The organism is Oikeobacillus pervagus (genome assembly GCF_030813365.1).
GTDB classification, from domain to species: Bacteria; Bacillota; Bacilli; order Bacillales; family DSM-23947; genus Oikeobacillus; species Oikeobacillus pervagus.
Genome location: NZ_JAUSUC010000077.1, coordinates 1 through 7,933, shown reverse-complemented (window position 1 = coordinate 7,933; position 7,933 = coordinate 1). Strand labels below are relative to the sequence as shown.

Below are 7,933 nucleotides of genomic sequence, written 5' to 3'. Positions count from 1 at the left end.
CACCAAGCGTTAGCGCGGTAGATGTAAAAAGTGTACAAAATAGAGTGCTTAAAATATTGGTGTAAAAGCAACACCGAGAAAAACTTGACACATACGGACCTGTCCCCTACTATTGACTATATAACAGACTTTCGTCTAATATAACAGACAAAAAGGTGTGGTACAGCTATGAGTGAATTAGCAAATAAAATAAATAGTGAAGAAAATCTCCCCACATTTTCTCAAGGAGTAAAAGATTGCGTTCCAACTTTAATTGGCTACACCAGTATTGGAATTGCTATGGGGATTGTTGGAGCATCATCCAATCTAAGTATATTAGAAGTTACTCTTTTATCGACATTAGTTTACGCTGGTGCATCTCAATTTATTATTTGTGCATTGTTAGTATCAGGAAGTCCTATTTCAGTCATTGTGTTTACAACTTTTATTGTGAATTTACGAAATTTTCTATTAAGTATGACATTAGCCCCCCATTTTACAAAATATTCTTTATTAAAAAATATTGGGATTGGAGCACTTGTAACGGATGAATCATTTGGTGTTGCCATTAATAAGATTGCTAAAAGAGAAATGATCAATGCCAAATGGATGAATGGGTTGAATGTAACAGCTTATTTATTTTGGATTTTATCTTGTATGTTAGGGGCTATCTTTGGCAAATGGATTTCAAACCCAGAAGTATTTGGATTAGACTTTTCTTTAACAGCTATGTTTTTAGCATTACTTGTTTTGCAATTACAAAGTATTGATAATGGTAAGTTGAAGTTTTATCTATCATTAATTATCTATGTAGTTTTATTGATGTTGGTTCTATGTATGTTTGTTCCTTCTTATATAGCAATTATTTTATCAACAATAATTGTTGCAACTATTGGGGTGGTAAAAGACAAATGAGTATTAATTTATCGATTTTATTAATCATTTTAGGGTGTGCCATCGTAACATTCATTCCAAGAATTATCCCATTTATAGTTATAAGAAATATTAAGCTCCCGAAAATTGCAGTCAAGTGGCTTTCATTTATCCCAATTTGTATTTTTACTGCACTTATCGTAGAGAGCTTAATCATCGAAGATAAATCATTGCTATCAATTGATTGGAGTGTTCTCACTGCTATTATACCAACACTTATTATAGCCTTATGGACAAAGAGTTTGTCAGTTACAGTTATTGTAGGCATCATATGTATGGCTACAGTTAGATTTTTATTTTAATAATGGTGTAAGGATAATGAATGAAGTAAAGAGTTTTGAATAGGTATATAATTCTATTTCACAAAAAGGTTGTTAATAGAATAAAAAGATTATTAATAGACGCTCGGAGAACTTTTTCTCCGAGCGTCTATTCTTGATATTCAGGATGATTGTTTTGGCAGTTACACCTAAATAAATAACACGCTTTTTATAACTGTTTCAAATTCTATAGTAAGGACATAGCCTGACAAGATTTTTTTCAAACAATTGTTGATATTATTTTTCAAGAATTTCTTTATCGCTTTCTGTCCAATTCATCGCATTTTTGTTCTAAAGCCTTTCCCTAGGTGATCCGTTCTCAAATTCAAATTTAGCTTTCTGCGCAAAATTTTTTAGACCCTTAGCGAGCCACGAAAACCCCTGGCAGCATAGTAGGATTCTGCTCCATTGTGGTACAAGAATACGTGTCCAAAGCGCCAATCGCAAAAAAGGGCACCGCCGAGTTCTCTAATATCAGAGGGAGTTTGTACCCAACTAGACGTTTTCATATCGAAATTTCCAAGTGTCTGCAGCGCTCTGTATTGTTCTTCCGTTAAAAGTTCAATGCCCATGGCAGCTGCCATATCAATAGCGTTATTTTCTGGTTTATGTTTTTTCCTTGACTCGAGCGCTTCACGGTCGTAACAAACACTTCTACGACCTTTTGGGCTTTCCGCTGAACAATCATAAAAAATGTATTCATCCTTCTTTTCATCATAACCAACAACATCCGGTTCACCGCTAGTTCTTTCCATTTCATTGAGCGACCACAACTTTTCAGGATTAGCATCCAGCTTTGCTTGGATTTTAGCCCATTCAAGACCTTTATGGCGATGCATGTTTTTCTCAAAACGGGCTTTCAATTCTCTGAGTAATTCTTCACGTTGTTCCAGTGACAATTCCTTCTTATTTCTTTTTGTCATGCTAGTTTCCCCCTTATTTTTTTACTCATAATGGTTTAAGTATAATATAGTATCTCGTTACTAGGCTATACTTCGAATATGGATGTTTTGCCAATTTAAAATCGTAATATTTTACATGGTGAATCTCTTCTTTTTTCATTATAGAATAAAAGGACTCCATACAGACATTATATAGGGGCAACCTTTGTGACTGAATGATTGTTTCTTCATTAATTATGGTGGTAGTGAAATCTTGACTTAATAGATTTCCATGTTCCCCCATTTTATGTTTATTGGCATAAGGACTGTATTTTTTCTGTGTAATCAATCGGATTCCAGCTTTTTAAATGGTGAACCCCTATATTTTGCCTTTACAACGTTAATTCCTTTTGTCTCAATGGATTTAAATATTCTTCGTTTTTGATTTCCGCAAAATCTTCGCCATCGCCTTTCCCTTTGCTAACTCATCGATTAGCTTATCCAAATAGCGAATTTCCTGCATCGTCGGTTCTTCGATATCTTCCACTCGGACGCCACAGACTACACCTTTGATCAAAGCCCGTGAAGGATTCAATTGGGGAGCTTCCGCAAAGAAGGTCTCAAAGTCTGTTTGTTTTTCCAGTTGTACTTCTAACTCTTCCTGGCTATATCCTGTCAACCAACGGATGATTTCATCGACTTCTGATTTTGTACGCCCTTTTTTCTCTGCTTTCGAAATATAATGGGGATAGACTTTTGCGACACTCATTGTATAAATCCGATGTTTGGTCATGATACATCCTCCTTTAATTTTTTCATTAAATGGCTCGATTCAAAAATACTTGCTATAAAAATCATTTCTTAATTTCCCATTAAGATAAACATAGATCCTTGTTTTGTTTCATTTACTACTCCTGTTACCTTCCTCATTAATCAGTCGTAATAATCCTGCTTCAACAGATATAACATCCGTTTGATTAAAAATGATATGGGCTTTTCCTGTAACATATTGGTCAGACTCAAACTCGCCAAGCACTGTCACATATCCTTTTTTGAAGTAATAAATCAGTTGTCTGTCATTATCGTCAGAATCATAAGCCACCAAATCTTGATGTAAATAAGCATGAATCGGTTTCTCATATAATTTCATTTATATTTCTCCCTCACACATATACTTTCCATAGAATTTTTCCAAAAGTTATTCAACAGTCAAGGTAAGGAAAAATGAGTCACAACCATAAAAGTTGGCATTCTCCACATTATTGATAAAGGGTACAAGAGAATCGGCATTTACATTCAATTATCATTCCTCCTACCTCTTACCACGTGACCTATGCCTTATTATTTATATATTTATTGTTTATGGGTGAGTGCTTCCGTCTGAAGCGTATTACATATTTCTGGACGTGGGCTTTCCTCGATGGGTTGGTTGCAATGCTCCCTTAGGAGAACATGGGAACTTCCCTTGCGGCTATTCTACCTTAACCTTTATTTTATCAATGGCATTATACCCATAACCCTTTTTATTCCAAAAAGGGATAGATGGCTGGAATCGGCCATATGAATCGGTTGCTTTTGACATAATCATATATTCACCTTTCTTCGATATAGTCCATTCATAAGACCAAGATTGCCAGCCATAACTAGAATCTTTAGTTGGCTCTAATTTTGCATTTAGCCAAGTACTCCCACCGTCTACACTTATTTCTAACTTTGTAATAAAGCCATTACCTGTCCAAGCAATCCCTTTAATCAAATGCTTACCAGTATTTAAAACTTCCATATCTAAGGGTTTTTGAATAGTCGAGTTTACATTTATTGTGGTAACAGGGAAAGCATCTTTATTATTTTCTTTATTTGGGTAAAACACATAATCGATTGTCTGAAATGGGCCTGTAAAATTAGAATCAATAACACTAATCTGCTTAATCCATTTAACAGATGCCATCGCATACCACTGTGGAACAATTAATCTCAGTGGATAACCATGTTTAAACGGAATTGGCTGATGATTGTATTCATATGCAATAATGGTATCAGGGTGGAGCGCCTTCTCAATAGGTAAACTTCTACTGTAGGTAAAAACCTTATTTAGATCGGTTCTTTCTCCAAAATCATACCCTTCCACGACAATTTCTTTTGCTCCTTTTCTTATTCCAGATAGTTCAAGTAGGGTCCGTAACGGTACACCCTTCCAATAACCTTGGCTAATAGCCCCCTTTCCCCATTGTTCTCCAAATACTTTAGGTTCGAAAAGGTCACGTTTATCTCCTGAACATTCAAGGACAACTTGTATTGTTTTTGAAGGTAATTGAAGAATGTCCTGCATGGAAAGCCGTAGGGGTGTTAATACTATCCCATTAATCGGTAGCCAATAGTTTGAGTAAGAAAGCGTTGGATAAGAAAAGTGGTTCCTCCTATAAAATAATTTATTATCTATAATGTCAGTCTTGATAAATTGAATGGGTGTCTCCTGATTTTCCGGTAACAAACTATGCGTCAATAAATATGGCTGCACTTTATGGTGGTTTGAACGGTCCATAACTTCCTCCTAATTTAGAAAGGTTCATAAAGTATGTTTATGAACAATATATTCTAATTAGATTATTTTGAACGAATTAAATTAATGAAAGCCTCAACATTTCTTTTATTTTTTCATGATGGGAGAAAACACATAGGAAAAAGTTTGAAACAGATTTTAAACGGAAGTTAAAGGAAAAACAATAGTATACCTTACGGATTCACATGTACCATTCCATCTCATTGCTTCCAACATTCCTTCCTTAATTATTTATATATTTATTTTTTATGGGAGAAAATGATTAGTGGAGCGGGTTACACTTTGACTGGCATTGGGCGTTTGTTTCGTTGTTCGCTTAGTTCCAGTGTTATCCCTTCACAAATATGTAGGATCTTTCCGTTTCTCCAAATTCTTAATTTTTCTTGACTTTCTGAAAGGGATAGCCATTCTTTTTCTAAATCCTCACGCTCATGCTGTGAACGGAATCCTTATTATTTTGAAATGGAGCAAATTCTTCATCAAAGCACATATACCAACAACTCGACTGGTCTTGGTTACAGATTGCAGTTCTTACCTCACTTAAACCCATTGGAGTAAAGCTATATGCACAAACTCTTTCTAAATCAAATTCAGTATCGTAGTAACGATAAATCATCATAGTATTTGATTTTTGAGTTTTATTTTTCTGAAGAATTAAGTTGTTTATATAATCTATCCTTTCAGCCGATTCAATAAATTGTATGCCGATAACATTATGTGGAATATATGCCTCTTCCGTTTGTGAAAATAGCTTTTCGATTGTCTCGACATCTTTGTTCCAGACGTTTTCTCTTTCTAAATGTAGAGCAAGATATAAAAAGTTTTCATCATCAAATCGAGCATCCCACTTCCACCAAGATAAGTCCATTGGTCTGGAACGTCCTTTTGTTTTATCAAACTTGGAATCTTCAACAAAGGCATCAAATCCAAGCATTTCTCCGAGAGTGGCGAAATAATCAATTTCACGCTTTGTAAACATAGAGCGATTATGTAAATGAGATAAATTCATTCGTCGATAATTTCGTACATAGCCCTCGAAAAACTGCATGAGATTAAAATATTGTTTTTCCATAGTATCTACCTTTCCTTGTATTAAACCTGTAGATTGAAACTTCAAAATAACATACTATTATTCTATGTTATTATTTGATATTGAGGAAGTCCGTAAAAATTAAGAATTACCTATGGAGGGGTAGCTATGCCAAATACAAATTGGGCGAAACTCAATTCCTTACAAGTAGGGAAATATGCAGAGTATTTTGCAAAGATGGAATTTGCTTCATATGGTTGTGATGTTTATACTTCGGAAGTGGATGACCATGGAATAGATTTTATCGTAAAGGACAAGAATCGTCGTTTCTGTGAGATTCAGGTAAAATCCCTTAGAGGAACTGGTTATGTATTTATGCAAAAAAGCAAGTTTGACATTACCAATAAAAATCTCTACCTAGCATTGTTGATTTTTGAAGTTGGAAAAATGCCTGATGTTTTCCTGATACCAGCACAAGCATGGGAAGTACCAAATGGAATGTTTGTTGATAGAAATTATGATAAACCAGGGCAAAAAAGTGCTCCAGAGTGGGGGATTAATATATCTAAAAAAAACTACTCCGTACTCGAAATCTTTAAATTTGAGGATACAATTAAAGACTTTTTATAAAATGCTCTCTTAAGTTCAGAAGTGGTTACAGGAAGGATAGATTATATTAAGGTCCTTATTAAAGAGGGATGCATTTAACTTTTTAAATAAGGAAAAGTTATTTAGCTTTATTAGTGCCTTTACTTAAATTCACCCAGAAGGAGGGGATTTCTTTGAAAAAATTTATAAAAATATCCTTGATTGTTCTTGGTATTATTGTAATTGGGTTAGTCTTATTAATTTTCTCCTTTATTCAGGGAATGAAGCCTGATAAGAAGAAAGAAGAAAAAGTGAGAGTTCAGGCTGAACAATATTTGAAAGATAACTTTGATAATAATTTTGAGATTTTCGACACTTTGTACGATAATATGGGAAACTTTGAATTTGAATATGCAGCTAAGGTGATGGACAACAAGACTAAAACACAATTTTTAGTCTATTATGACAGCGAGACAAATCAGATGATGGATACGTATATCGCTAAAAGATGGGCAAAGGATTTAGAAAATGAAATACGCCCTTTTATTAGGGAGAACCTTGGAAAAAAGAGTGAATTATATGTTTTCTTTGATGATAAAGTCGGAAAAGAATTAGGCATCGACCCTGTTAACCCCAAAAGTTATAAAGAATTTCATGTTTCACCAACCATTCGTATTACTGTTCCCCGAAAAAGGAGCGAAGGAGATGAAATAGTTCTTAATGAGTTCATTAAGTTTATTTTAGTCCGGTAAAAAGAGCTTCTTGTTTAGAAATCTGCTTTTATTACAATTCACTTAATTCAACAACTTCCCCGTTATATGCCTTTACTCCATAATGTGGTTCACACCGAAATGCTTGTTCAGGAGTAACATTTTCAGCGAGTGATAATATTTTTCCATGGAAAGGTTTTTGAATAGGATCATCCCACTCTATCACTTTGTCCATTTTCAAAGAAAACTTATCATCTACAAAAAATTCAAAAGGCTAGGTAGAAGAACAATTATTCTTAATATAAATCTCCTCTAATGCAAATGCGGGAACGATCTTCTTTTGTTCAATGACTGGAAATTCAACTAACTTCAATTGTTCCTTTGCTAACTCTTTTACTTGTTCAAGGGAAAGTAAATACTTTTCTTGTTTTACAAGTTTTTCAGAGGGAAACTGTCCATATACAGAAAATAAGGTGAGTTTCCCTTCTTTATCCAGTTTAAATTCAATATAACCTGACGGAGAAACTGCAACCCCATTGATACATTGATGGATGTCTATTTCAATATACGCCGTCCCTTCTAGATTATAGGTTTCATCATCCCATTTTTTAATATGATTTGGAAAGCATTTTTAATCTAGTAGATGTCATCCGGTTCATTGTTTAGTGTTGTTATTGAGTTTGGATTTTCTTTTAGTTCTTTCCAAAGCAACTCATATGAGTTCTTAATAGGATTCTGTATAGTCATATAAATACAGTTGTTCAAATGCTTCTTCGTAATCTTCATCTATAATGGCATTATAATAACTCAACTTTCGCAGAGTGAAATCGGCAAATTACCCTTGATATAACTAGGAAGGCCAGAGATCCACTGCTTAAGTTGACTTTGAATTAAATTTTTGATTTTCTTATTCGTCTTTTTTAACGCATCTT

General features: G+C 34.2%; 10 protein-coding genes and 1 pseudogene. 4 read left to right on the top strand and 7 right to left on the bottom strand.

From position 1 onward, the window contains the following. Positions 1–168: 168 nt before the first annotated feature. Positions 169–894 (top strand): AzlC family ABC transporter permease, encoded by a 726-nt coding sequence (locus J2S13_RS16125; protein WP_307258875.1) that lies wholly within the window; start codon positions 169–171, stop codon positions 892–894. After that, complete coding sequence (locus J2S13_RS16120; RefSeq protein ID WP_307258874.1) at positions 891–1,214, top strand: AzlD domain-containing protein; 324 nt, start codon at positions 891–893, stop codon at positions 1,212–1,214. Before J2S13_RS16125 ends, J2S13_RS16120 begins: the two co-directional genes overlap by 4 nt. Before the next feature lie 371 nt (positions 1,215–1,585). On the opposite strand, the gene J2S13_RS16115 is transcribed toward J2S13_RS16120, so the two are convergent. The 6 genes and pseudogenes from J2S13_RS16115 to J2S13_RS16085 all read right to left on the bottom strand — a co-directional run bounded on the left by J2S13_RS16115 (position 1,586) and on the right by J2S13_RS16085 (position 5,745). Then, complete coding sequence (locus tag J2S13_RS16115) at positions 1,586–2,155, bottom strand: DUF4256 domain-containing protein (RefSeq protein WP_307258873.1); 570 nt, start codon at positions 2,153–2,155, stop codon at positions 1,586–1,588. Between the two features lie 382 nt (positions 2,156–2,537). After that, a complete protein-coding gene (locus J2S13_RS16105) occupies positions 2,538–2,906 on the bottom strand; it encodes a DUF2200 domain-containing protein (RefSeq protein WP_307258872.1) in 369 nt (122 codons plus the stop codon). Between the two features lie 108 nt (positions 2,907–3,014). Further along, positions 3,015–3,263: a hypothetical protein gene (locus J2S13_RS16100; RefSeq protein WP_307258871.1), complete on the bottom strand. Its 249-nt coding sequence runs from the start codon at positions 3,261–3,263 to the stop codon at positions 3,015–3,017. 321 nt (positions 3,264–3,584) lie between these two features. Beyond that, complete coding sequence (locus J2S13_RS16095) at positions 3,585–4,655, bottom strand: sulfite oxidase (protein ID WP_307258870.1); 1,071 nt, start codon at positions 4,653–4,655, stop codon at positions 3,585–3,587. A gap of 293 nt (positions 4,656–4,948) precedes the next feature. After that, positions 4,949–5,068 (bottom strand): annotated as a pseudogene (locus J2S13_RS16090) (hypothetical protein); the annotation flags it as partial. 20 nt (positions 5,069–5,088) lie between these two features. Further along, positions 5,089–5,745 carry a hypothetical protein gene (locus J2S13_RS16085; protein ID WP_307258869.1) on the bottom strand — a complete coding sequence of 219 codons (657 nt, stop codon included), beginning with the start codon at positions 5,743–5,745 and terminating at the stop codon, positions 5,089–5,091. Positions 5,746–5,871: 126 nt separating this feature from the next. On the opposite strand from J2S13_RS16085, the gene J2S13_RS16080 reads away from it, so the two are divergent. Beyond that, complete coding sequence (locus tag J2S13_RS16080) at positions 5,872–6,333, top strand: DUF4365 domain-containing protein (protein ID WP_307258868.1); 462 nt, start codon at positions 5,872–5,874, stop codon at positions 6,331–6,333. Positions 6,334–6,485: 152 nt separating this feature from the next. Further along, the gene (locus tag J2S13_RS16075; RefSeq protein ID WP_307258866.1) at positions 6,486–7,043 is read left to right on the top strand and encodes a hypothetical protein; all 558 of its coding nucleotides are present in this window, start codon (positions 6,486–6,488) and stop codon (positions 7,041–7,043) included. A gap of 31 nt (positions 7,044–7,074) precedes the next feature. Here J2S13_RS16075 and J2S13_RS16070 read toward each other — a convergent pair whose 3' ends face one another. After that, positions 7,075–7,236, bottom strand: coding sequence for a hypothetical protein (locus tag J2S13_RS16070; protein ID WP_307258865.1), 162 nt, complete (start codon positions 7,234–7,236; stop codon positions 7,075–7,077). Positions 7,237–7,933 lie beyond the last annotated feature (697 nt).